Annotated in this window: 26 protein-coding genes; 14 read left to right on the top strand and 12 right to left on the bottom strand. The window is 62.3% G+C overall.

Features of this window, described 5'->3' with window-relative positions:
* Positions 1-3 precede the first annotated feature (3 nt).
* From AB1E34_RS13365 to AB1E34_RS13355, 3 genes are read left to right on the top strand one after another with little or no spacing between them, the layout of a single operon-like run.
* Positions 4-798, top strand: coding sequence for an LpxI family protein (locus tag AB1E34_RS13365; protein ID WP_372572844.1), 795 nt, complete (start codon positions 4-6; stop codon positions 796-798).
* A complete protein-coding gene (gene lpxB / locus AB1E34_RS13360; protein ID WP_372572843.1) occupies positions 799-1,956 on the top strand; it encodes a lipid-A-disaccharide synthase in 1,158 nt (385 codons plus the stop codon).
* Positions 1,956-2,540, top strand: a complete 585-nt coding sequence (locus AB1E34_RS13355; RefSeq protein ID WP_372572842.1) for a hypothetical protein — start codon at positions 1,956-1,958, stop codon at positions 2,538-2,540. The genes lpxB and AB1E34_RS13355 overlap by 1 nt, the downstream gene beginning before the upstream one ends.
* On the opposite strand, the gene mnmA is transcribed toward AB1E34_RS13355, so the two are convergent.
* A complete protein-coding gene (mnmA, locus tag AB1E34_RS13350; protein WP_372572841.1) occupies positions 2,534-3,679 on the bottom strand; it encodes a tRNA 2-thiouridine(34) synthase MnmA in 1,146 nt (381 codons plus the stop codon). The two genes, AB1E34_RS13355 and mnmA, sit on opposite strands and share 7 nt — an antisense overlap.
* A gap of 130 nt (positions 3,680-3,809) precedes the next feature.
* Here mnmA and sciP point away from each other — a divergent pair, with 130 nt between their 5' ends.
* The 4 genes from sciP (at position 3,810) to recG (ending at position 9,357) form a co-directional block, all read left to right on the top strand.
* Entirely contained in the window at positions 3,810-4,103 is a 294-nt protein-coding gene (gene sciP, locus AB1E34_RS13345) for a CtrA inhibitor SciP (RefSeq protein ID WP_372572911.1), read from the top strand.
* Positions 4,104-4,187: 84 nt separating this feature from the next.
* Entirely contained in the window at positions 4,188-4,904 is a 717-nt protein-coding gene (gene ctrA, locus AB1E34_RS13340; RefSeq protein ID WP_372572840.1) for a response regulator transcription factor CtrA, read from the top strand.
* A gap of 113 nt (positions 4,905-5,017) precedes the next feature.
* Positions 5,018-7,270 carry an NAD-dependent DNA ligase LigA gene (gene ligA, locus AB1E34_RS13335; RefSeq protein ID WP_372572839.1) on the top strand — a complete coding sequence of 751 codons (2,253 nt, stop codon included), beginning with the start codon at positions 5,018-5,020 and terminating at the stop codon, positions 7,268-7,270.
* Positions 7,267-9,357: an ATP-dependent DNA helicase RecG gene (gene recG, locus AB1E34_RS13330; protein ID WP_372572838.1), complete on the top strand. Its 2,091-nt coding sequence runs from the start codon at positions 7,267-7,269 to the stop codon at positions 9,355-9,357. The genes ligA and recG overlap by 4 nt, the downstream gene beginning before the upstream one ends.
* Positions 9,358-9,907: 550 nt before the next feature.
* Here recG and AB1E34_RS13325 read toward each other — a convergent pair.
* Positions 9,908-10,546 (bottom strand): MarC family protein, encoded by a 639-nt coding sequence (locus AB1E34_RS13325; protein ID WP_372572837.1) that lies wholly within the window; start codon positions 10,544-10,546, stop codon positions 9,908-9,910.
* A gap of 56 nt (positions 10,547-10,602) precedes the next feature.
* Entirely contained in the window at positions 10,603-11,055 is a 453-nt protein-coding gene (locus AB1E34_RS13320) for an iron-sulfur cluster assembly scaffold protein (RefSeq protein ID WP_372572836.1), read from the bottom strand.
* 67 nt (positions 11,056-11,122) lie between these two features.
* Between AB1E34_RS13320 and hisI the strand changes: the two genes are divergently transcribed.
* Positions 11,123-11,482 (top strand): phosphoribosyl-AMP cyclohydrolase, encoded by a 360-nt coding sequence (gene hisI / locus AB1E34_RS13315; protein ID WP_372572835.1) that lies wholly within the window; start codon positions 11,123-11,125, stop codon positions 11,480-11,482.
* A 5-nt stretch (positions 11,483-11,487) separates the two neighbouring features.
* Here hisI and gluQRS read toward each other — a convergent pair whose 3' ends face one another.
* The 4 genes from gluQRS to AB1E34_RS13295 all read right to left on the bottom strand — a co-directional run bounded on the left by gluQRS (position 11,488) and on the right by AB1E34_RS13295 (position 15,361).
* On the bottom strand, positions 11,488-12,327 hold the full coding sequence (gluQRS, locus tag AB1E34_RS13310; RefSeq protein WP_372572834.1) for a tRNA glutamyl-Q(34) synthetase GluQRS: 840 nt from the start codon (positions 12,325-12,327) through the stop codon (positions 11,488-11,490).
* A complete protein-coding gene (locus AB1E34_RS13305) occupies positions 12,324-12,938 on the bottom strand; it encodes a class I SAM-dependent DNA methyltransferase (RefSeq protein WP_372572833.1) in 615 nt (204 codons plus the stop codon). The genes gluQRS and AB1E34_RS13305 overlap by 4 nt, the downstream gene beginning before the upstream one ends.
* Positions 12,939-12,960: 22 nt before the next feature.
* Positions 12,961-14,316 (bottom strand): methylenetetrahydrofolate--tRNA-(uracil(54)-C(5))-methyltransferase (FADH(2)-oxidizing) TrmFO, encoded by a 1,356-nt coding sequence (gene trmFO / locus AB1E34_RS13300; RefSeq protein WP_372572832.1) that lies wholly within the window; start codon positions 14,314-14,316, stop codon positions 12,961-12,963.
* A gap of 259 nt (positions 14,317-14,575) precedes the next feature.
* Entirely contained in the window at positions 14,576-15,361 is a 786-nt protein-coding gene (locus AB1E34_RS13295) for an enoyl-CoA hydratase (RefSeq protein WP_372572831.1), read from the bottom strand.
* Between the two features lie 57 nt (positions 15,362-15,418).
* Here AB1E34_RS13295 and AB1E34_RS13290 point away from each other — a divergent pair, with 57 nt between their 5' ends.
* Positions 15,419-15,862, top strand: a complete 444-nt coding sequence (locus AB1E34_RS13290; RefSeq protein ID WP_372572830.1) for a PaaI family thioesterase — start codon at positions 15,419-15,421, stop codon at positions 15,860-15,862.
* Between the two features lie 58 nt (positions 15,863-15,920).
* Here the strand turns inward: AB1E34_RS13290 and AB1E34_RS13285 are convergent, their stop codons facing one another.
* Positions 15,921-16,148 (bottom strand): DUF1127 domain-containing protein, encoded by a 228-nt coding sequence (locus AB1E34_RS13285; protein WP_372572829.1) that lies wholly within the window; start codon positions 16,146-16,148, stop codon positions 15,921-15,923.
* 97 nt (positions 16,149-16,245) lie between these two features.
* Here AB1E34_RS13285 and AB1E34_RS13280 point away from each other — a divergent pair, with 97 nt between their 5' ends.
* Positions 16,246-17,658, top strand: a complete 1,413-nt coding sequence (locus AB1E34_RS13280) for an aminotransferase-like domain-containing protein (RefSeq protein ID WP_372572828.1) — start codon at positions 16,246-16,248, stop codon at positions 17,656-17,658.
* A 4-nt stretch (positions 17,659-17,662) separates the two neighbouring features.
* Here AB1E34_RS13280 and AB1E34_RS13275 read toward each other — a convergent pair whose 3' ends face one another.
* The gene (locus tag AB1E34_RS13275; RefSeq protein ID WP_372572827.1) at positions 17,663-18,025 is read right to left on the bottom strand and encodes a nuclear transport factor 2 family protein; all 363 of its coding nucleotides are present in this window, start codon (positions 18,023-18,025) and stop codon (positions 17,663-17,665) included.
* Positions 18,026-18,260: 235 nt separating this feature from the next.
* On the opposite strand from AB1E34_RS13275, the gene rplM reads away from it, so the two are divergent.
* The 4 genes from rplM (at position 18,261) to AB1E34_RS13255 (ending at position 20,832) form a co-directional block, all read left to right on the top strand.
* Complete coding sequence (rplM, locus tag AB1E34_RS13270; RefSeq protein ID WP_372572826.1) at positions 18,261-18,719, top strand: 50S ribosomal protein L13; 459 nt, start codon at positions 18,261-18,263, stop codon at positions 18,717-18,719.
* A gap of 6 nt (positions 18,720-18,725) precedes the next feature.
* Positions 18,726-19,211 (top strand): 30S ribosomal protein S9, encoded by a 486-nt coding sequence (gene rpsI / locus AB1E34_RS13265; RefSeq protein WP_372572825.1) that lies wholly within the window; start codon positions 18,726-18,728, stop codon positions 19,209-19,211.
* A gap of 191 nt (positions 19,212-19,402) precedes the next feature.
* Positions 19,403-19,771 carry a group I truncated hemoglobin gene (locus tag AB1E34_RS13260; protein ID WP_372572824.1) on the top strand — a complete coding sequence of 123 codons (369 nt, stop codon included), beginning with the start codon at positions 19,403-19,405 and terminating at the stop codon, positions 19,769-19,771.
* Positions 19,768-20,832 (top strand): adenylate/guanylate cyclase domain-containing protein, encoded by a 1,065-nt coding sequence (locus AB1E34_RS13255; RefSeq protein ID WP_372572823.1) that lies wholly within the window; start codon positions 19,768-19,770, stop codon positions 20,830-20,832. Before AB1E34_RS13260 ends, AB1E34_RS13255 begins: the two co-directional genes overlap by 4 nt.
* Here AB1E34_RS13255 and AB1E34_RS13250 read toward each other — a convergent pair.
* Genes AB1E34_RS13250 through AB1E34_RS13240 form a run of 3 tightly spaced genes read right to left on the bottom strand, consistent with a single transcriptional unit; the run spans position 20,829 to position 23,302 of the window.
* Positions 20,829-21,443, bottom strand: a complete 615-nt coding sequence (locus tag AB1E34_RS13250; RefSeq protein WP_306194490.1) for a TetR/AcrR family transcriptional regulator — start codon at positions 21,441-21,443, stop codon at positions 20,829-20,831. The two genes, AB1E34_RS13255 and AB1E34_RS13250, sit on opposite strands and share 4 nt — an antisense overlap.
* Positions 21,436-22,305: a polyphosphate kinase 2 gene (gene ppk2 / locus AB1E34_RS13245; RefSeq protein ID WP_372572822.1), complete on the bottom strand. Its 870-nt coding sequence runs from the start codon at positions 22,303-22,305 to the stop codon at positions 21,436-21,438. Before ppk2 ends, AB1E34_RS13250 begins: the two co-directional genes overlap by 8 nt.
* A 49-nt stretch (positions 22,306-22,354) precedes the next feature.
* The gene (locus tag AB1E34_RS13240) at positions 22,355-23,302 is read right to left on the bottom strand and encodes an alpha/beta fold hydrolase (protein ID WP_372572821.1); all 948 of its coding nucleotides are present in this window, start codon (positions 23,300-23,302) and stop codon (positions 22,355-22,357) included.
* Positions 23,303-23,307: the final 5 nt, after the last annotated feature.

The raw sequence follows: 23,307 nt of genomic DNA, 5'->3' as shown, positions 1-23,307 counted from the left end.
GCCATGCTGGCATTGATCGCCGGAACCGGCGCCTTGCCGGACGAGATTGTAGCTTCTCTGCCCGAGCGCCCCTACATCTGCGCGATGGAGCCGTTCCTGCCCGATCACCTGAACGTGGATCGCCCCTTTGTGATCGAGCAGTTGGGCACGCTGATTGCAGAGCTCAAGGCCAAAGGCGTGACGGGGATTTGCATGGCGGGTGCCGTGGGGCGGCCTCCGATTGATCCGTCGCGCATTGATGCCGCCACCATGCCGCTGGTGCCGATCCTGCAAAAGGCGATCCTGTCCGGCGATGATAGCGCCTTGCGTGCGGTTATCTCGATCCTCGAAGAGGCAGGTATTACGGTTCATGCAGCGGATGAGATCGCGCCCGACCTGTTGCCGCCGCTGGGCACATTGACTGAGGTGCAGCCAAGCGAAGCGGATTTGCGCGATGCTGATCGCGGCGCTGGCATCGTGCGTGCGATGAGCGCTGCGGATGTCGGACAAGCCTGTGTGGTAGCCAAGGGGCAGGCTCTGGCGATCGAAGGGATCTATGGCACCGCCTGGATGCTGCAATCACTGACCCAGCGTCCCGATGCGGGCGGCGGCATTCTGTTCAAGGCGCCGAAACCCGATCAGGACCGACGTGTCGATCTGCCGGCCATCGGTCCCGACACGGTGACCAGTGCCGTTGCTGCCGGCCTGTCGGGAATCGTGATCGAAAAAGGCGGCGTGATGGTGCTGGACCGGGTTCGCGTCGTGGCGGAGTGCAACCGGCTCGGCCTGTTTCTGACCGTGCGCGAACGGGCCGCCTGAATGCGGGTCTTCATCCTTGCGGGCGAGCCTTCGGGCGACCGGCTGGGCGGGGCGCTGATGCAGGGATTGCGGCAGTTAGTGCCGGATGTGGAGTTTGACGGTATTGGCGGGCCGATGATGACCGGGCAGGGGTTGCAGAGCCGCTTTCCCATGTCCGAACTCAGCGTCATGGGTCTGACCGAGGTTCTGCCCAAATTCTTGCACCTCAAACGCCGCATCGCCGAGACCGCGCAGGCGGTGCTTGAGATGAAGCCGGATGTGCTGATCACCATCGACAGCCCCGATTTCAGCCTGCGCGTGGCCAAGCTGGTCAAGGCGCAAAGCACGATCCGCACCGTGCATTACGTGGCCCCCAGCGTCTGGGCCTGGCGGCCGGGGCGCGCCGACAAGATGGCCAAGGTGATCGATCACGTGCTGGCGCTACTGCCTTTCGAACCGCCCTATATGGAACGCGCCGGGATGGAATGCGACTTCGTCGGCCATCCCGTGGCCGCTGATCCGGTGGCCAGCGCGGAGGAGATCGCCGCACTGCGGACCGACCTGGAACTGGGCGATGCACCGGTGCTGCTGGCGCTGCCCGGCTCGCGGCGGGGCGAGATCGAGCGGCTTGCGCCGGTTTTTGGCGCAGCGCTGGTCGCGTTTCTGAAAGATCGGCCCGAGATGCGCGTGGTGGTCCCGGCGGTGCCGCATGTGGTCGAACTGGTGCAGGCGCAGACCGCCGATTGGCCGGGCAATCCCGTCATCCTCGACCCGCGCGGGCTGGATAGCGATGCCGCCGCGATGCGCAAACGCGCAAGTTTTGCGATGGCTGATCTGGCGCTGGCGGCCTCGGGCACCGTGTCGCTTGAACTGGCAGCGCAGAACACGCCGATGGTGATCGCTTATAAGCTCAGTTGGCTCACCCAGAAGATCGCCGAGCGGATGGTGAAGCTGGACACCGTCACGCTGGTCAATCTGGTCAGCGAGAGCCGCGTTGTGCCGGAATGCCTCGGCCTCGATTGTACCCCTGAAAACGTCGCCGCAGCGCTTGCGACGCTGCAGGCTGACCCCTCGGGTCAGGCTGAGGCGATGACTCAGACGATGGAACGTCTGGGCCGGGGTGGCGAGGCCCCGGGCCTGCGCGCGGCCGGCGCGGTTCTGAAGCGGATGCAGGGCTGATGCTGGATCATGTGATCTTTGCCCTCTCCGCCGCGCTGGCGCAGGTGCTGACCAATCTCGACAATCTGGCGGCACTGATCGCGCTGATGCTGGTGTCGGGTGCGGCCAGCTCGGTCGCGGGTTTTCTGCTGGCCCAGATGCTGGTGCTGGTGGCCGCGATGGCTGTTGCCTATGGGGTCAGTGATGCGGTGCCGCATTGGGCAGGGTATCTGGGCGTCTTTCCTGTAGGCCTCGGGCTCTGGGGGCTGTGGCGTCAGTTTTCCTCACATGCAGAGGCACCAGCCTCACCACTTCCTGCAGGCGCATCGGTGGTGGTGACGACGCTGCTGTTTCTCAGCATGTCTGTGGACAGTTTCATCGTAATGGCGCCGCTGCTGGCTGATTCCGCGCCAAGCTACCGTGTCGCCGGGCTGATCGGTGCTGCGCTGGCGGTCTGCGCCCTCGCCGCGCTGGCGCTGGCAGGCGCGCGTGCCACCAGTGTTGCCGAACGCATCGCCCGCCGGATGGAGAAGATCGTGCCGTATGTGATGATCTGCGCCGGAATCTACATCCTCAGCAACACCTGGACAGATATGGTTCAGTAGCCGCGCCAGATCCAGCCGCCACCAAAGATGCGGCTGCCGCCGGTTTCATAGAACACACAGGCCTGACCGGGCGAGATGCCTTCCTCGGCGCTCAGCAATTCGACCTCGGCGCTGGTGTCGCTCAGCGGTCGGATCACCGCCTCGCGCGGAGGACGGGTCGAGCGGACCTTGACCGAGACATGCCATTCCTTTTGTGAGGTGAACGGTTCATCGCCCAGCCAGTTGATCTCGCGCACCGGAACGGTTCGCGTGGCCAGCAGCTCTTTGGGGCCGACCACCACCTGTTTGGCATCCACATCCAGCTTGACCACATAGAGCGGCTCACTCAGCCCGCCGATGCCAAGGCCCCGCCGCTGGCCGATCGTGTAGTGAATGACGCCCTCATGACTGCCCAGCACCCGGCCATCGGCATGCACGATCTCACCCGGTTCCGCCGCACCGGGGCGCAGTTTCTCGATCACGCTGGCGTAGTTGCCATCGGGCACGAAACAGATGTCCTGGCTGTCGGGCTTGTCCGCCACCGCTAGCCCATATTGCGCGGCCATCTCGCGGGTCGCGTCCTTTGACGGCAGATGTCCCAGAGGAAAGCGCAGGAAATCCAGCTGTTCTGGCGTGGTCGAGAACAGGAAGTAGGACTGATCGCGATTGGCATCCTCGGCACTGTGCAGCTCCGGCCCGTTCACCCCCAACTTGCGCTGGATATAGTGACCGGTGGCCATGCAATCGGCCTCCAGATCCTTGGCGGTTTCCAGCAGGTCCTTGAACTTCACCCGCTCGTTGCAGCGGATGCAGGGCACCGGCGTGGCCCCGGCAAGGTAGCTGTCGGCAAATTCGTCGATCACCGCGTCCTTGAAGATGTTTTCGTAATCCAGCACGTAATGCGGAAAGCCGCGTTCCTCGGCCACGCGGCGCGCGTCATGGATGTCGATGCCCGCACAGCACGCGCCTTTCTTGGCCAGCGCCGCGCCATGGTCGTAGAGCTGCAGCGTTACGCCCACCACATCATAGCCCTGATCGGCCAGATAGGCGGCCACAACGGAACTGTCGACGCCCCCCGACATGGCGACAACCACCCGTGTTTCCGAGGGCGGTTTGGCGATGCCAAGCGAGTTGAGCTGCGTGTCGTTGTCCAGCGCCATCGGGCGACTCCTACGGATCGGTGAAAGACCGGCAGAATATAGGAAAATCCTAGATACTCTCAAGGGGCGGTTTCATGTGCCGTTAAGTATGCTGCGCAACAGTTTGTGGGCCAAGAAAGGGGATAAGGTGATGTTTTTGCGCAAAGTTGAAGGACCAAGCTCGGTCACGCTGCCAGACGGGTCGATCATGACGCGGTCCGACCTGCCGCCAGCAAGCACAAGCAGATGGGTGGCCTCCCGCAAATTCGCGGTGGTGCGGGGCGTGTTATACGGGCTGATCACGCAGTCGGAGGCTCAGAAAACCTATGGGTTGAGCGAAGAGGAATTCAACAGCTGGGTCGCTGCCGCGGCAACCCATGGCGAGAAGGCTTTGAAGGTCACCGCGCTGAAAAAATATAGACAACTTAAGGTTGATACACGATAGTTTGATTAACGGTAACGTTGGATTAACCATTTTTGTCCACGGTGATCCCGAGAGCAAGTTTCTGTAGGATACGGAGAGCAGTGCATGCGCATACTTTTGGTCGAAGATGACCCAACAACATCAAAGAGCATCGAACTGATGCTGACCCATGCCAACCTGAATGTCTACGCGACGGATCTGGGCGAAGAAGGGATCGATCTGGCCAAGCTTTATGATTACGATCTGATCCTTCTGGACCTCAATCTGCCCGACATGGAGGGGCATGAGGTGCTGCGTCAACTACGCCTGGCGCGGGTCGAAACGCCGATCCTCATCCTGTCCGGCGCGGATGACACGGAAAACAAGATCAAGGGTTTCGGCTTTGGCGCGGATGACTATTTGACCAAGCCTTTCCATCGTGAGGAGCTGGTGGCGCGCATCCACGCGATCATCCGCCGGTCCAAGGGGCATTCACAGTCGATCATCCAGACCGGGCTTATCGCGGTCAATCTGGATGCCAAGACGGTCGAAGCGGATGGCCAGCCGGTGCATCTGACCGGCAAGGAATACCAGATGCTAGAATTGCTGAGCCTGCGTAAGGGCACCACCCTGACCAAGGAGATGTTCCTGAACCATCTTTATGGCGGCATGGACGAGCCTGAGCTCAAGATCATCGATGTATTCATCTGCAAGTTGCGTAAAAAGCTGAGCGTTGCGACCGATGGCGAGAATTACATCGAAACGGTCTGGGGCCGTGGCTATGTGCTACGCGATCCGCAGGACGACAGCATGACACAATCCAAACTGGCCGTTGGCGCCTGAAACTATCCCCGGCTGCCCGTCCAGAGCGGCCCCACCACTCACACGCAACGTCTGGACCTGACGATGGCCTCGTCCTAACACTTGTGACCGAATCCACAAGCGGGGGCGAGGCCATGTCAGATACAATATCGGTCGACAAGCTGACGGAAGATCAGGCGCAGGGTGAACTCGCGCGACTCGCCGGTTTGCTGGATCGCGCCAACCAAGCCTATCACGTGTCAGACGCCCCTGAAATCAGCGACGCCGAGTATGACGCGCTGAAGCGGCGCAACGCAGCGATCGAAGCACGCTTTCCCGAATTGAAACGCGATGACAGCCCGTCCGATCAGGTCGGTGCCCGCGCCGCTGACGGGTTCTCCAAGGTCACCCACGCGGTGCGGATGCTGTCACTGGGCAATGCCTTTGACGATGAGGATGTGAGCGGGTTTGTTACCTCGATCCGCAACTATCTGGGCCTCTCAACTGATGCGCATTTGGCGTTCACCGCAGAACCCAAGATCGACGGGCTTTCACTGTCGCTGCGCTATGAAGGTGGCAGGCTGGTACAGGCCGCCACGCGCGGGGATGGCGAGGTGGGCGAGAATGTCACCGCAAATGCGCAGACCATTTCGGATATCCCCGCCACGCTCACGGATGCCCCCGCTGTGCTTGAAGTACGCGGCGAGGTCTATATGACCCATGCCGATTTCGACGCCCTGAACACAAGGCAGGAACAGGAGGGCGGAAAGGTATTCGCCAATCCGCGCAATGCAGCGGCAGGCTCTCTGCGTCAGCTGGATTCCGCGATCACCCGCGCGCGCCCTTTGAAATTTTTCGCCTATGCTTGGGGCGAACTGTCGGGCCCTCTTGCAGAAACGCAAATGGAGGCGATCACCCGGCTCAAGGCGCTGGGGTTTCAGACCAATCCGCTGACCCGGCTGTGCGAAAGCGTGCCCGAGATGATCAGCCATTACCGCGACATCGAAGCGCAACGCGCCACCTTGGGCTATGATATCGACGGGGTGGTCTACAAGGTCGATGCCCTGGACCTGCAGGGGCGGCTGGGGTTCCGCTCGACCACGCCCCGCTGGGCGATTGCGCATAAATTCCCCGCCGAACTGGCCTGGACCCGGCTTGAGGCGATCGACATTCAAGTGGGCCGCACTGGCGCGCTCAGCCCGGTCGCGCGGTTGCATCCGGTGACGGTGGGCGGGGTCGTGGTGTCGAACGCGACCTTGCATAACGAGGATTATATCGCGGGCCGGGATGCCAATGGGGCAGAGATTCGGGGCGGCAAGGATATCCGCGTGGGCGACTGGGTGCAGGTCTATCGCGCCGGAGATGTGATCCCGAAAGTGGCGGATGTGGACCTGAAGAAGAGGCCGGAAGATTCGGAAAAATATCAGTTTCCAACCACATGCCCCGAATGCGACAGCGCGGCGATCCGCGAAGAAGGCGACGCGGTGCGCCGCTGCACCGGTGGCTTGATCTGCCCGGCGCAGGCGGTGGAGAAGCTCAAGCATTTCGTGTCGCGCAAGGCGTTTGATATCGAAGGGTTGGGCGCGAAACAGGTCGAGATGTTCCACGGCGACGATGTCCTGCCGATCAACACGCCCGCCGACATCTTCACGTTGCAGACACGTGATGCGCAGAATCTGGCGCGGCTCAAGAACCGCGACGGCTGGGGCGAGACCTCGGCCAGCAATCTCTTTGTGGCCATCGAGGAAAAGCGCACCATCCCACTGGCGCGGCTGATCTTCGCGCTCGGCATCCGCCATGTGGGCGAGGTCGGCGCGCGCGATCTGGCGCTGTTTTACCGGGACTGGGATGCGATGGCTGATGCTGTCGATACGGCCCGCCCGGCGGCGCTGGCCCATCGCGCCGCTGATGAGGCGGAAGAGGCCGAACGGATCGCGGCGGCGGCTGAAGGACGCCGGGCGCGGATAAAGGAGGCCCGCGATGCCGCCACGGCCACATGCGAGGTGCCGGACGCGGCAGGCGCCGCCTGGGGGGATCTGACCGGAATCGATGGTATCGGCGCGACGCTGGGCCTGTCGCTGTCGGATGCCTTTGCCAATACCGAGGAACGCTCGGCCTTTGACGCCTTGCGCGCCCATCTGAGCATCGTGCCGCCCGAAGCGCCCGCATCAGAAAGCCCGGTTGCCGGCAAAACCGTGGTCTTCACCGGCACGCTGGAAAAAATGACCCGCGCCGAAGCCAAGGCGCGGGCCGAGGCGCTGGGGGCCAAGGTTTCGGGCTCGGTCTCGGCCAAGACCGATCTGCTGGTGGCGGGGCCGGGGGCCGGATCAAAAGCCAAGAAGGCGGCTGATCTGGGCATTGAAACCTTGGACGAGGACGGCTGGCTGCACCTCATCGGCGACGCATGAGCGGGCGTCCCGAACAGCTTTTTCCGCTTTTTGCCGGGCTTGAGACACTGGAAGGTGTCGGACCGAAAACGGCACAATTGCTCACGCAGGCCGAGATCACCGCGCCGCGCGATATCCTGTTCTCCCTGCCTTATGCGGTGGTAGACCGCCGCCGCCGTGACACGATCAAGGGCGTCGATCTACCTGCGACGCTGACCGTTGAGGTGACGGTGGGCGCCCATCGCCCATCGCGCAACAAGGGTGGGGCGTATCGGGTGCATGTGGAGGATGCGCAGGCGGATTTCCAACTGGTGTTCTTTCATGCCCGCGGCGACTACCTCAAGCGCATCCTGCCGCAAGGCGCGCGGCGGGTGATCTCGGGCAAGCTGGAACTGTTCGATGGCATGGCGCAGATGGTGCATCCCGACCATATGCTGCCGGTGGAAGAGGCCGGGGATATTCCCGATTTCGAACCGGTCTATCATCTGACGCAGGGTGTCACGCAAAAGACCATGTTCAAGGCCGCTCGCGCTTCGGTTGCCCGTGCGCCCGATCTGGCGGAATGGATCGATCCGGCCTTGGTGACACGCGAGAGCTGGCCGGACTGGCATGCCGCGATCGAGGCGGGCCATGCGCCGCGCGGGCTGGACGACATGCTGCCACACGCCCCGGCGCGGGCGCGAATGGCCTATGATGAACTGTTTGCCCATCAGATGACACTGGCCCTGGCGCGGCGGCGCGAGCGTAGGGGGCGCGGGATTTCCAGCGCCGCTACCGGCGCGTTGCAGTCACGCGTGCTGGCCAGTTTGCCCTACAAACCCACCGAGGCGCAGACCCGCGCGATCGCCGAAATCTCAGACGATATGGCGGCTCAGACCCGGATGAATCGGCTGTTGCAGGGCGATGTGGGCGCGGGCAAGACGCTGGTGGCCTTCATGGCGCTGCTGGTCGCGGTCGAGGCGGGCGGGCAGGGGGTGATGATGGCCCCCACCGAAATCCTCGCCCGCCAGCATCTGGAGGGGTTGCGCCCGCTGGCCGAAGAGGCGGGCGTGGTGCTGGAGTTGCTGACCGGGCGCGACAAAGGGGCGGAACGGCGTGGTAAGCTTGATGCGCTGGCGCGGGGCGATATTCAGATCCTCGTCGGCACCCATGCGGTGTTTCAGGAGGATGTCTCGTTCTCCGACCTGCGCCTTGCGATTGTTGATGAACAGCACCGGTTCGGGGTACGTCAGCGGATGGAACTGGCGGAAAAGGGCATGGGCGCGGATGTGCTGGTGATGACCGCCACGCCGATCCCGCGCAGCCTGTCGCTGGCGCAATATGGCGATATGGATGTCTCGGTACTGGACGAAAAGCCTCCCGGTCGCAAACCGATCAAGACGGCGGTGATCAGCACGCGGAACATGGATGCGGTGGTTGACCGGTTGCGGCAGGCCATCGGTGAGGGGCGGCAATGCTATTGGGTCTGCCCGTTGGTCGAGGAATCCGAATTGGTCGATCTGACTTCGGCCGAGGACCGGTTCAAACGCCTGCGCGCAGCCCTTGGCGAAGGTATTGTGGGTCTGGTGCACGGTCAGATGCCGCCCGCCGAGAAAGACGCTGCAATGGCCGCCTTTCAGAGCGGCCAGACCAAGGTGCTGGTGGCCACAACGGTGATCGAGGTGGGGGTGAACGTGCCCAATGCCACCATCATGGTGATCGAGCGGGCCGAGATATTCGGTCTGGCGCAGTTGCACCAGCTGCGCGGCCGCGTTGGGCGGGGCGAGGCCGAGTCGACCTGTCTGCTGATGTATCAGGCCCCGGTCAGCGAAAGCGGGCGGCGGCGGCTGGAGGTGCTGCGCGAGACCGAGGATGGGTTCCGGATTGCCGAAACCGATTTGGAGATGCGCGGCGCGGGAGACCTGATCGGCACCGCGCAATCGGGCCTACCAAAGTTCCGCATCGCTGATCTTGAACGGCAGGCCTCGCTGATGGCGGTCGCGCAACGGGATGCACGCGCGTTGCTTGAGGCCGACCCGGAACTGGTAAGCGCGCGAGGGCAGGCGGCGCGCGTGCTGCTCTGGCTGATGCGGCAGGATCAGGCGATCCGTTTGATATCGGTTGGGTGAGCCGCGTCTTGGAAACCGTCTGGTGGACGGTTCCAGGGGTGAACGGGCAGAGCCCCGTTACGGGGCCAGAACTGCCCGAATGAAAGAACCATGAATTCAACCGGTTAGCGTGCAGAATCGCAAAAAGTTCACTAATGTTCTCATAAAGTTCTTTACACGGGGCGCCGAAAATGAGAACAAAAGGTCAACAAATACTTAAGACCTGAGCCGGAGGTGACCCATGCTGACCCAGATCAAAACTGCACTGACCCGTTCCCGCAATACCATCCTGCAGGATGCGTTGGGTGCGGCCTCGCTGGTTGTCATGCTGATGGTTGCCCTGCACATGCCCGGTCTTTGACCCGTATCTGCCTGCGATCTCGTGCCGAAGCCCCTGCATCCTGTTCGATCCCGATGCAAAGGGTGACCTGCCTGTCCTTAACCCTTTAGGGGGATGTCCCGTTCCCCCGCCGGGCGCTTCGGTCCCAACACGAGAAACGCATTCCTGCCGCCGCCCTCTCCCGCCCGGGAGGAGCGGCGGTTTTTTTATCATCTGGAGGTCCTGTACGGATCAGAGCTTGCCGGTCTGGATGATGTTGATCAGCGCGGATAACACGGCGTTGGCCGCGACCGAGGCCAGGATCATGCCCATGATCCGGCTGATGATGGCGGAACCGGAATGACCGATCACGCGGATGATCGGCTCCGCAAACAACATAAGCACATAAGCGGCGGCGATGACTATGATCATCACCAGCCCCGTAATGCCCTGATCGACAATGCCGTGCCGTTCGTTATCCGTCAGCATCACCACCGCCAGCATCGCGCCGGGCGAGGCGAGCGAGGGCACGGCCAGAGGAAAGATAGCCGGGTTCTGCTTGCGGACATGGGCGGCCTTGTCGGCCTCGACCAGGCGTTGATCTGATTCGGGTTTCGATTCGCCAAAGATCATAGTGAGCGCGAACAGGAACAGTACGATCCCGCCCGCGACCTGAAAGGAATTCAGCCCGATATCAAGCGCGTCAATCAGCAACTGCCCCAGCAGCAGAAAGAACAGCAGCACGCCCACGCTGACCATCGCCGCCTGCCGCGCGGTGCGGCGGCGGGTGGCGGCATCAAGCCCGGCGGTGACGGCGATAAAGACCGGAATGGTGCCGATCGGGTCGATCACCACCCACAAGGTCACGAAACGGTCCAGCAGGTCTTCCAAGGCGTCCCCTCCGATATCAGTGCGACGTTAACGAAGCGCGAGGGGCAAGGCCACCGTCAGGCGCAGTTGGCCTGTTCGGCTTGCGCCATGGCTTCGGCTGTAGCTTCCAGCGCCAGCATGATCGAGGCGTGACGGTTCTTGTATTCACGCGCCGGGATCAGCACTTCGAGCCCGTCAAAAGGTGCGTCCGGGGCCGGGCCGTCATTCTTCAGCATGGCTTTGAGCTGATCACGGGCGGTTTCCACCTGATCGCGGGTGGTGCCGATTATGGCCGCGCCCACAACGGCGGCCGAGGCCTGCCCAAGCGCGCAGGCTTTCACATCTTGCCCGAATTCGGCGATGCGCCCGTCCTTCGTCTTTACATCCACCGTCACGGTCGACCCGCAGAGCGGCGAGCGCTTCTTGACAGTGGCATCGGGGTCGGCCAGCCGGTCCAGATGCGGAATATCGGCAGCCAGCGCCAGAATGCGGCCTGAATAGAGCTTGATCAGATCGGTTTCGCCGGACATGGCTTTCCCTCGTTATGCGTTCCCCATACATAAGGGGCCAATTCCGGGATGCAAAAGGTTTTCGCAGATGGATTTCGACCCCAAGACCCTGACCTATAACGCCGACGGGCTGATCCCGGCAATCGCGCAGGATGCCACAAGCGGCGAAGTGCTGATGATGGCGTGGATGAATGAAGAGGCTGTGGCGCGCACGCTCGAAGGTCGCCGGGTCACCTATTGGTCGCGCTCGCGGCAGGCCTTCTGGGTCAAGGGCGAAACCTCGGGCCATGTACAGGAACTGGTCGATCTGCGGGTCGATTGCGACCGCGACTGCCTGCTGGCCGTGGTGAACCAGACCGGCGCGGCCTGCCATACCAACCGGCGCAGCTGTTTCTATACCTCTGTAAATGACGGGACCGAACGCGAGCTGATGGCGCCAATGGCCTGAGGCCTCTAGAGCCCGACCATCCGCCTGATATCCTGCGGGGTGGCCCCCTCGGCGCGGTATTTGGCGATGGCGCGGGCGTCGTCGCGCTTGGCCAGCCGTTTGCCATGATCGTCGCGGATCAGACGGTGGTGGTGATACTCGGGTGTGGGCAGGTCCAGCAGGCCCTGCAGCAGAACCTGCAGGAAGGTGATCTGATAGAGATCCTCGCCGCGGATAATGCAGGTGATGCCTTGCGCCGCGTCATCAATGACCGAGGCCAACACGTAAGAAACCGTCTCAATCTCTTTGCGGCCCAGCACGGCATCGCCGATTTCCAAGATCAGGCGCTCGGGGTCCAACTGGTGCGACTCCGCATGTTTGGGGCCGGTCTCGGTGAATTCAGGCATCTCGATGTCTTGCACCGCCGCGCGCATGTTCAGCCGGATCGCGTCGCCCTGCTTGCGTTCACGCATGGGACGGTGGCGGCAGGTGCCGGGATAGACGCCCGGTGCCAGCGGCGCGCCTTCCTGCGGGGCCGAGAGTGCGGCGCGAATGTCGCTGCGGCGGCAGGAGCAGGGGAACACCAGCCCGCGCGTGGCCAATTGCTCAAGCGCCGTATGATAGAGTTCCAACTGATCGGATTGCCGCATCACCGGCTCTTCCCATGTCAGGCCCAGCCAGGCGAGATCCTTGTAGATCAGCTCCTCCCATTGCGGGCGGGCGCGGCTGGTGTCGGTGTCTTCGATGCGCAGCAGGAACCGACCACCCGCGACTCGCGCCATGTCATGGGCCAACAGCGCTGAATAGGCATGGCCCAGATGCAGCGGTCCCGTGGGCGAAGGCGCAAAACGGGTGGTCAGGCTCACGCTTTTTCAAGCACGTAGACATCGGCGCCCATATTCTGACCGGGCAGGTGGGGGCCGTGTTCGCGAAACAGCAGGCGCGCCGCGCCGCAATCAAGCCACTCGTTGAGCTTGCCGGTAAAGTGGGGATCGGCCAGGGTGTGGTCATTATAGGAAAAGGCCAGCAGGCCGCCGCGTTCCAGCGCATTCATCAGCACGTCAAACGTGGCCGGTGGCGCGGCACCGGTGCCCAGAACGCCGATGGCGGTGATCACCTTGTAAGCGCCTTTGGCAACGGGTGCAGGGTCGTTGACATCCAGCAGGTCGAGCGCGCGATAGGCGGATTTGGCCCGCGCGCCGTCGAGCATTTCCGGCGAGGGGTCCAGCCCGTCGATCACCTCGAACCCGGCGCGGCGCAGGGCGAGGCCGGACAGGCCGGTGCCACAGCCGAAATCGAGGATGGGGGTTTGCGGTTCAGGCAACTTGCTCCAGAGCGCGTCGGCGATGCGGCCCGGTGTGACATAGCCGTTCTCTTCCACCTCGCTTTCGTAGCTGGCGGCCCATTTGTCGTAATGGTCGCGGGTTTCTTCGGCGGAACTCAGCCCGTAGGTCTTGGCGAGGAATTTATCTGGCATGCAGCAAGAATAAGCGTGCAGATCACGCCGCGTCCAGCGCGCATTGCGCCAGCCAGCCCTGCCAGGCCGATTTGGCACGGTCGGTATAGGCCTTGTAGCGGTCCTTGCGGCCCCGGCGCCCACCTTTCAGCCCCTCGACCGGGCGGAACAGGCCGAAATTGACGTTCATCGGCTGGAAGGTCTTGGCCTCGGCTCCGCCGGTGATGTGATGGATCAGCGCGCCCATGGCGCTGTCCTGCGGGACGGTCGGCAGGGTGTGGCCCTGAATGTCAGCCGCCGCCAGTCGCCCGGCCAGCAAGCCCATCGCGGCGCTTTCCACATAGCCTTCGACCCCGGTGATCTGCCCGGCAAAGCGGATATTGGGGCGCGACTTCAGACGCATCCGGTCATCCAGCAGGGTGGGCGAGTTGATGAAGGTGTTGCGGTGAATGCCGCCCAACCGGGCAAAGCTGGCGTTTTCCAGGCCGGGGATCATCCGGAACACATCCGTCTGCGCGCCATATTTCATCTTGGTCTGAAAGCCGACGATGTTGAAGAGCGTCCCCAATGCGTTGTCGCGGCGCAATTGCACCACCGCATGGGCCTTGATCTCGGGTTGATGCGGGTTGGTCAGGCCCACCGGCTTCATCGGCCCGTGGCGCAGGGTTTCGCGGCCACGTTCGGCCATCACTTCGATCGGCAGACAGCCGTCGAAATAACCGGCGGTTTCACCTTCGTGGAACTCGGTCTTGTCAGCGGCCAGCAGCGCGTCGATGAAGGCCTCATACTGGTCGCGATCCATCGGGCAGTTGAGATAGGCGGTACGCTCTTCTTCGGTCTCGCCCTTGTCATAGCGCGACTGCATCCAGGCTTTTTCCATGTCGATGCTCTCGGCATAGACGATGGGTGCGATGGCGTCGAAAAAGGCCAGCGCCTCGGCCCCGGTCTCGGCCCGGATCGCCTCGCCCAGGGCGGGCGAGGTCAGCGGGCCGGTCGCAAAGATCCACTGACCGGTTTCGGGCAGATCGGTGACCTCTTCATAAGAGATGCTGACATTGGGATGCGCGCGCAGCCGCGCGGTGACGGTTTCGGCAAACGGTTCGCGATCCACCGCCAATGCGCCGCCTGCTGGCAGGCGATGCTGATCGGCGCTGGCCATGATCAGGCCATTTGCCGCCCGCATCTCCCAATGCAGCAGGCCGACGGCGTTTTGTTCATCATCATCCGAGCGGAACGAGTTCGAGCAGACCATTTCGCCCAGATTGCCGGTCTGGTGGGCAAAGGTGCCCACCTTTGGCCGCATCTCGTGGATCACGACCTGAACGCCCATTTGTGCCGCCTGCCAGGCCGCCTCGGACCCGGCCATGCCGCCGCCCACGATATGCAATCTCTCTGTCATGGGCTGCCACATAGGGCAGGGCGCATGCAGACGCAACGCTGCGAGCGGCCGTCAGACGTGAATTTTAGGGGAGGGAGGATTTGGGGTCGTCGTGGCGGGAATGTCGAAGTCAGCGAGAGAACTGACCAGGAGGGACCTTCCACCTACAACGACCCAAAACTATCCTTGGCTTTCGCCATGCCCTAGCTTTGACACAGTCTCGCCCAGATTAAAAGTGCGAATTTCGAAACAATGCTAAAATAATTGTGTGACGTTACACTCATTGTCTCCAATCTGGGGGTCTTTTCTCTATAAAGGCGGCAATACCCTCTTCGGTATCGCGGTGCAGCATGTTTTCTACCATGACGCTTCCGGTATGGGCATAGGCCTGATCCAGCGGCATCTGAAGCTGCTCGTAAAAGGCGCGTTTGCCGATTTTCACAGCTGTGCCAAGCTTTTGGGTCAGGGTCTGGGCCAGTGCGTTGGTCTCGTCTGCCAGCTTGTCCGCAGGCACGGCGCGGTTGATCAGCCCCAACTCGGCGGCGCGCGCGGCGCCGATGAACTCTCCGGTCGTCAACATCTCGAACGCGTGCTTGCGGGGGATGTTGCGGGTCAGCGCAACCATGGGGGTTGAGCAGAACAGGCCGATATTCACGCCATTGACGCCGAATCGGGTGTCCTCGGCAGCGATGGCCAGATCGCAGGTCGCCACCAACTGGCAGCCAGCGGCGGTGGCGATGCCGTGGACCTGCGCGATCACCGGTTGCGGGATCGCCTGCACGGTCATCATCATCCGGGCGCAGCGGTCGAACAGATCCTTGAAATAGGCTTTGCCGCCATCCTCGTTCTGTCGCCCCGCTGTCATCTGTTTCAGGTCATGCCCGGCGCAGAAGGCCTTGCCAGCCCCTGACAGGACCACCGCGCGCACGGTCCTGTCTTCGCCGATCCGGTCCAGCGTGTCCTGCAGCGCACCCAGCATCTCGTCTGACAGCGCATTGAGCCGCTCGGGCGCGTTCAGCCGCAGATGCGCGACCGCATCTTTGTCATGTCGTTCCAGAATTGCCATCTTGTCCTCACCCCTGTTCCGCGCCAACTCTATGCGTCAGCAGGGCGGAGGGGAAGCATGTCACTGAAGATGAACAAGGAAGAACTGGCAGAGTATCTGGCCGAAATCTTTCCGCAGGTGCGCGCGGATTTCGCAATCGATGCGCTGTCCGAGGATCACGTGACCATGCGGCTGCTCACCGCCGAGCGGCATCTGCGCCCCGGCGGCACGGTGTCAGGCCCGTCGATGTTCGCGCTGGCCGATGTCAGTGTCTATGCGATCGTGTTGGCGCGGCTGGGGCGGCAGGCGCTGGCGGTGACCACGAATTGCTCGATGGATTTCATGCGCAAGCCGCGCGGTGATGTGCCGATGATCGCGCAATGCCGCCTGCTCAAGCTTGGGCGCAGTCTGGCGGTGGGCGATGTTCTGATCCTGTCCGAGGGCAGCGACGCGCCGGTTGCGCGTGCAACGATGACCTATTCGATCCCGCCTGTCGGGTCTGCCGCGGCGCAGGCGGGCTGAAAAAAGGCCGGGCAAAGCCCGGCCAGTCTGGAGGTCCCGGATCGGGACGGGGAGTTGGTCAGTAATCCCAGAAGGGGCGGGCCGATTCCCGGTCCGCCTGCCATCTGGTCAGACCGACATCGGACAGAAGCCGGTCATCAAGATAGCTGAGATTGACGCGGGTGCGGCGCCGTTGTTCCCACCGTGTCACGGTCGCCGCAAAACGGACCGCCAGGGCGGCCAGCAGCGGCAGCCGGGGGCTGGCGTTGAGGAGCGTCAGGGCTGGGTTCTGCGAAGCGTGTGTCATGGTAAGGTCCTTTCAATTGTATTGACACAATGCGAATAATAGAGGATATGATGTATGGGTACATTCTGTATTGTGCCAAATCAAAGGAAAGATTGTAATGGGTACAATTTGGCCCGACACCCTGCCGCGCGAGAGAGGCCCCAAGTATAAACTTGTGGCCGACACGATCAGAAAATCAATCGAAGACAAGGTGTTGCAACCCGGCGCAAAGCTGCCTCCGGTGCGCGAACTGGCGTATCAATTGAGCATCACGCCTGGCACCGTTGCGCGGGCCTATACGATACTCACCGATGAGGGATTGTTACAAGCCGAGGTCGGGCGGGGTACATTTGTGGCTCCTCCCAAGACTGATCAGGTGGGTGTTGCCCCCATCGAGGTCGATGTCATTGCACATAATAGCGAGGGCGGTGACGGGTACACGGTGAATCTGTTCTCGCCGCATCTGCCCGGCGTGGGTCAGTCAGAACTGATCCGGCACTTGCTGGGCGAGATCGCGCAGGACCCGCCCTCGGGCCTGATGCATTACCCCAGCCGTGCCGGGTCCCTGCCGGCGCGGCGGGCGGCGGTGCAATGGCTGTCGCGCGCGCCGATCGGGCGCATTCGGGAAGGTGACGTGGTTCTGACCAATGGCGGCCAGAATGCCGTTTCGCTGATCATGCAGGCGGTGCTGCGGGGCAGGCGTCCGGCCATTCTGGTCGAGGAACTGTCCTATCCCGGCTTCAGACGGGCCGCCGATCTGCTGCGCGCCGAGGTGGTGCCGGTTGCCATGGATGAACATGGCGTCATACCCGAGGCGCTGGACGCTGCCGCGCGCGCCCATGATGCGCAAATCTTCTGCACCTCGCCCGAGGTCCACAACCCCACCTGCCTGTTCACCCCGCTTGAACGGCGCGAGGCTTTGGTGCGGGTCGCCCGGCAGCGTGATTTCTATATTCTCGAAGATGATTGTTACCGCCACATGCCCGCCGATGCGCCGAGCTACCGCGTGCTGGCGCCGGAGCGGTCCTGGTTCGTGACCTCGATCTCGAAATCCATCACGCCGGCGCTGCGCATCGGGGTCGCCGTCGCGCCGGACGGGCATATCGCCGATCTGCGCCGGGCGGTTGAGCACGGGTTCTTTGGGCTGGCCACGCCGCTCACCGATCTGACCGCAAAACTGCTCGCCCATCCGCAACTGGACGCCATGTTGGAGGAATTGCAGCGCGTGACTGGTGACTATATCAAGGCGGCTGTGAATATCCTGGGGGCCTATCAGTTGAACTGGCGCTCGCCAGTGCCGTTTCTGTGGCTGACCTTGCCGGAGGGTTGGCGTGCGGCGTCCTTCTGCCGTGCGGCCGAGGCCGAGGGCATCCAGATCCGCTCGGCCGAGGAATTTGCCAGCCGCACCACCCGAACCCCGCATGCGGTCCGGCTGGCGGTGAATGCCGGTGTCAGCCTGGAAACGTTCGAGGCCGCCATGACTCGCCTGCGCCATCTGCTGGACAATCCACCCGAACGGATCGGGGTCTGACCTTTCACCCCAGCGCCTCTGGCTCCCCAAAGAACCCCACCAGTTCGGCGATCTGCCCCTCTGCATCCAGACGGGCGAAATCGCGACCCGCGATCATGACCATATCACCCGCCACCATGCGCCACGTGAAATGGACCATGCCGTGATGGTGCTGCGGCGCGCTGGTCAGCTCCACACGGCCACCAAACTCTGCCAGAACCTTTCCGATATGATCACTCAACGCAGCGCGCCCAGTCACATCCGCGCTTGGATCGACATAGCGGCCCGTTTCGGCAAAACAGGCCGCGAGATGCGCGAGCCGCGTGTCGGGGTCGCTTTCCCGCCACGCCGCGCCATAGCTGGCAAGGGTCTCGTTCAGTGATGTCATTGAGGCCTCCGGCAGTGGTTTCTGTGATGTGCTGGCCAATACTCTACAGATAGGGCAGGAAAATGGAGTGAGGTATGGGGTAAAATAATACCTATTTTATAACCCATTGTTAATGTGTCGAAAAATTAGATTGCAGCGTATTGACCCGGATGTCGGTCAGGTCTAAACCCCCTCCATCGAATTCGGGCCGCTCCGTAAGGGGGCGGTCTTTCACATCAAACAGGACTATCCTGCCATGAAAACCTTTTCTGCAACACCTGCAGACATCGACAAGAAGTGGATCCTGATCGACGCCGAGGGCGTTGTTCTGGGCCGTCTTGCTTCGATCGTCGCCATGCGCCTGCGTGGCAAGCACAAGCCGTCGTTCACCCCGAACATGGACATGGGCGACAATGTCATCGTGATCAACGCCGACAAAATCCAGATGACCGGCAAGAAGCGCGACGAAAACTTCTACTGGCATACTGGCCATCCGGGCGGCATCAAGTCGCGCACCAAACAGCAGATCCTCGAGGGTGCACACCCCGAGCGCGTCGTGACCCAGGCGGTCAAGCGCATGCTGCCGGGCAACCGTCTGGCGCGCACGCAAATGACCAACCTGCGTGTCTATGCCGGTGCCGAGCATCCCCACGAGGCGCAAGCGCCCGAAGTTCTGGACGTGAAGTCCATGAACAAGAAAAACACCCGGAGCTAATGACCGATGGCTGATCAGATCAATACTCTCGAAGAGCTGAGCGCCGTCGCAGGCGTTGAAACCGTGGCCGAAGAAGTTGTTGCGCGCGAACCCGTGCGTGACGAGCTGGGCCGCTCTTACGCCACCGGCAAACGGAAGGACGCGGTTGCCCGTGTCTGGATCAAGCCCGGTTCCGGCAAGGTGACTGTGAACGGCAAAGATCAGGACGTGTATTTCGCACGCCCCGTTCTGCAGCTGATCCTGCGCCAGCCCATGCAGGTGGCGGGTGTCGAAGGTGAATTCGATGTTGTCGCAACCGTCAAGGGCGGTGGCCTGACCGGTCAGGCCGGTGCGGTCAAGCATGGCATCTCGAAAGCGCTGCAGCTCTATGATCCGTCGCTGCGCGGCGCTCTGAAAGCCGCGGGCTTCCTGACCCGCGACAGCCGCGTCGTGGAACGTAAGAAATACGGTAAGGCCAAAGCGCGTAAGAGCTTCCAGTTCTCGAAGCGTTAAGCCGGAGCCATCTGACCATTTTGAGAGGCCGTGCAGAGATGCGCGGCCTTTCTTTTTGCGGGGGCATGGCGATGCCTCGAGAGCGCAACCGGAAGGCGAAAATCCGGCAAATGCTCAAAATGTTTAACATTTTGCGAGAAGTGACCTATCGTTGGGGCTCAATTCCGGGCGGGCGGATCAGGGCATCAACAATGGCGCAGTCAATCTACGAAAAGCATGGCGGCTTCAAAACCGTGAGCCGGGTGGTGCTGCAGTTTTATGAGATGGTGCTGGATTCCGAAGAGATCGGCCATCATTTCGACGATGTCGACATGCCGCGCCTGATCGATCATCAGACCAAGTTCATTTCATCGCTTCTGGGCGGGCCGGCCTCGTTCAGTGACGACCGGCTTGAGGTGGTGCACCGAACGCTGGGCATCACGCATGGGGATTTCGACGAGGTGGCGCGGCTGTTGGGGCAGGCTCTGCTGGAACATGGCATGCCCCAAGGTGACGTCGATACCGCATTGGCCGCCGTCGAGGCCAAGCGCTCGGTCATCGTGACCCGCGAGGCGGGATGAGCATTTCGGCCATCAACGAGCACCTGCTGCGCGCGATTGGCGTGGGCGTGGCGTTGGCGCGAGCCTCGGATTTGCGGCTGGTCTTCCACAATGAGCCCTTTGCGGAATGGTTCGGCCCCCCGGACCCCGACGCCACGCTGACCTCGGTCTTGGGAGAGCTTGACACGGAAGCGCTGGATCAGGTGCGCGAGACCGGTCAGCGCTATTCGGTCGAGCTTGAGATCAAGCCGCGCCGCCGGACGCTGATCTTTGCGATCAATATTTCGCTGTCCAGCGGCACCGAAGAGCCGCTGCTGATCGTGGAATGTCAGAACATCACCCGCATTCGCGAATTGGAAAACATGATCGACAGCTACTCGACCATGGTCGAGCGCAACACGCGTGAGCTGGAACGCGAAAAGGAGCGGGTGGAGCGCTTGCTGCTCAATCTCATGCCGCGCTCGGTCTATGAGGAATTCAAGACCTTTGGCGTGGTCACCCCGCAGCTTTACAAGAATGTCTCGGTGGTGATGCTGGATTTCGTCGATTTCACCGATTTCGCCGCCAGGACCGATCCGACGATCACGCTGGGCGAGTTGAACGACATCTTCACCGCCTTCGACCGGATCGTCGAGCAATATGGCTGCGAGCGGATCAAGACCATTGGCGATGCCTATCTGGCGGTCTCGGGCATGCCCGACGAAACCCCCGATCACGCCACGGCAGTGGCCCATTGTGCCATCCGTTTCCTGCGCTATCTGGAACGGCGCAACGAAAGCCACCCGCATAAATGGCGCGCCCGGATCGGTCTGGGATCAGGGGCCGCAGTGGGCTCGGTGGTGGGCATCCAGAAATACGTCTATGACGTGTTCGGCCCGGCAGTGAACATGGCGGCGCGACTGCAGATCTTTGCCCACCCGATGAAGATCGTGGCGCCGGAATCGATGAAATACGACTTGATCGACGAGTTTCAAGTCTCTGATATCGGTGCCTATGACATCAAGGGCATGGGCGAGATGGAGTTAATCAATGTCAGTGCCGATCTGCGCGCCGGGCAGACCCGCTCACGGTTCCAGCCCTAGTCGTCGGGCGAGATCAGCCCCAGACCGCGCAGGTAGATTCCCACGCCCGATTCCAGCAGATCCTCGGGCGGGAAAGGTGAGGCAGTGCCGGTGTTGCGGGCGTATAGCTCGACCACGCCGTGGCTCATCGCCCAGATATGGGCGCTGACCATCGAGGCGGGGGGGCGTTTTTCCGGCGGGATGTGTTCCGACAGCTCTTGCGCGGCCTTTTCCAGAACCGCCTTGGCGCGGGCGGCGGCGTCGGCCAGTGCGGGGGTGCGGTTGACCGAGATGCCGCTTTCGAACATCGCGATATAGTGGCCGGGATGCTTGCGGGCAAAGGCCAGATAGGCACGGCCCGTGGCCTCGAAAGCCGCCAGCGCCGAGGGCTGGCCCTTGTCGTAAGCGAACTGCATCAGGTCGGCGAACATCTCGAACCCCTGACGCGCGGCTTCGGCGATCAGGTCTTCGCGGCCTTCGAAATGGCGATAGACCGCTGCGGGCGTCACGCCTGCGGTTTTGGCAGCTTCGGAGAGCGTGAAACCGGTGGGTCCGCGCGCCTCGATCAGCACCAGCGCCCCTTCGATCAGGGCCTGCTTGAGGTTGCCGTGATGATAGCCGCGTTTAGCCATCCCAGATATCGGGGCCCCCGCAGATCTTGCCATCAACGTCGCCAAGCGCGTCCGCGTCCTTGTCGTCGTAATCCAGCCCATGCAGCACCGCCTGGATCGCCGCAATTCTTGCCCGGCGCTTGTCGTCCGAGCGCACGATGGTCCAGGGCGAGAAGGCGGAATGGCTGCGGGTCAGGGTTTCGCTGATGGCGCTGGAATATTCGTCCCATTTGCCAAGGCCCTGCACGTCGATGGGGCTGAGCTTCCAGTGCTTCAGCCGATCGGTCTCCCGGTCCCGGAAGCGGCGCAACTGTTCGCCGCGCCCCACATTCAGCCAGAACTTGAACAGGTTGATCCCGTCATTCACCAGGCCCTCTTCCAGTGGCAGGACCTGACGGAAAAACCGCTCGCGCTCATCATTGGTGCAGAAGCCGAACACATGCTCGACCACGCCACGATTGTACCAGCTGCGGTCAAAGAACACGATTTCCCCGGCCGAGGGCAGATGTTCGATATAGCGCTGGAAATACCATTGGCTGCTCTCGGTATTCGAGGGTTTGGTCAGCGCCACCACGCGCGCGCCACGGGGGTTGAGGTTCTCGCGCAGCCGCTTGATGGTGCCGCCCTTGCCGGCGGCATCGCGCCCCTCGAAGATCACCGCGACGCGCTGCCCGCTTTCCTTGACCCAGGATTGCAGCTTGACCAGCTCGATCTGCAGCGCCTCCATCTGCGTGTCATAGGCTTTGCGCCCCATGCGTTCGCTATAGGGGTAGCTGTCGGTGATGATGTCGTCCTTGGCGGCCTTTTCCAGCGCTTTGCGCAGATGGCCCGGCGCGTCCTCGGCGATGAACTTGGCGATTTCGCCCTTGTTTTTGCGAGACATTCCGTGCCTCCTGAATTGCTCGTACACGCACTATGGAATGTTAAGGGGCTTAACGCAAACCCGCCCGTTTGGCGGCACGATCAATGGCGTCGACCACTTCGGGGACCGAGACATGCTGCGGCATATGACCCACTCCCTCCAGACTGGTGAGAACAGCGTCGGGGATCTGCTCAACCAATGTCTGCGAATGGATTTCCAGCCCCACAACCGTGTCGTCCGTGCCATGCACGATCTCGGTCGGGACCGAGATTTCGTGATAATGCGGGGCCAATTCCTCGATCTCACCCAGCAGGTTGTAGCGTTGCAGCGCGTTGGCGCGCAGTGAGTTGCGGCGCAGGCTGAGGCCGGGGCCAAAGTGGTCGGCATAATCCTCGGGCATCGGGTTCGGGGCGAAGACATCGACAAAGGTATCCTCGACCAGGGATTGCGGCACATAGGCCGTGATCAGCGGATTCACCACCGCCGCGCCGATCGGGTTGGCGGTGAGCTTGTAGAACAGCTCCAACTCGGTATCCCAGGGGTTCGATGCGCCGGCAATCGGTACCAGCGCGGCGATGTGATCGGGATGTTCCACCGCCCAGGCGAGCGCCACCGCACCGCCATAGCTTTGACCGACCACGATGGGTTTGTCCGCACCAAGCTGCTCTGCGGCTTTCATCAGCTGCGTTGCCTGTTCGGTGATGGTCGCGCCCTTGGGGTTGAGCGGATCGGAATAGCCCAGACCGGGACGGTCAAAGACAATGACCCGGTAGCGATCCGCCAGAGCCGGGGCAAGGCGATAGGTCATGTCGTTGGTATTGCCGTTCGAGCCGTGGATCAGCACCACGTCGGGGCCTTCGCCCATCACCTCGGCATGAACCTGATGGCCATCCACCTGGAGCAGTTCGCCCCGGGGCGGGTGGCTGGCCTCGGCCCGCGCCTCGTTACGGTTGGCAAGCCACAGGGTCAGCGCCCAGAAGGCGCCAAGAACAAGTAGGATGATCACCAGCACGCGCATCTCCG

Source organism: Ruegeria jejuensis (genome assembly GCF_041537905.1).
Lineage (GTDB): Bacteria > Pseudomonadota > Alphaproteobacteria > Rhodobacterales > Rhodobacteraceae > Ruegeria_C.
The sequence above is the reverse complement of the archived record's forward strand: the minus strand, read 5'-3'. Positions and strand labels throughout refer to the sequence as shown.